The sequence below is a fragment of the Lysinibacillus sp. G1-3 genome, assembly GCF_056322905.1.
Map to the genome: position 1 here is coordinate 1 of NZ_JBWHYQ010000075.1, position 295 is coordinate 295.

Here is a 295-nt window from a genome sequence, read left to right on the forward strand (position 1 = left end):
TATGCACCATATCATATCTGACGGTGTGTCTATGAGTATTCTCATTAACGAGTTTGCCAGATTATATAGTGGAGAAGAATTAGCATCATTAAAGGTCCAATATAAAGATTTTGCCGCATGGCAAAATAAATTATTGAAATCTGAAGAAATTAAGAAACAAGAAGAATATTGGCTGCAAAGATTTAATGATGAGATACCAGTATTAAACTTACCCTATGATTTTGAAAGACCTGTTATTAAGAGTTATGAGGGAGATAGTGTTAGTTTTGAATTAGATAAAACACTCACGAGTAAG

At 31.9% G+C, this 295-nt stretch carries 1 protein-coding gene; it reads left to right on the top strand.

From position 1 onward, the window contains the following. Position 1: 1 nt before the first annotated feature. The coding region (locus ACVYAD_RS25210) for a condensation domain-containing protein (protein ID WP_476428309.1) at positions 2-295 on the top strand (294 nt) is incomplete at its 3' end.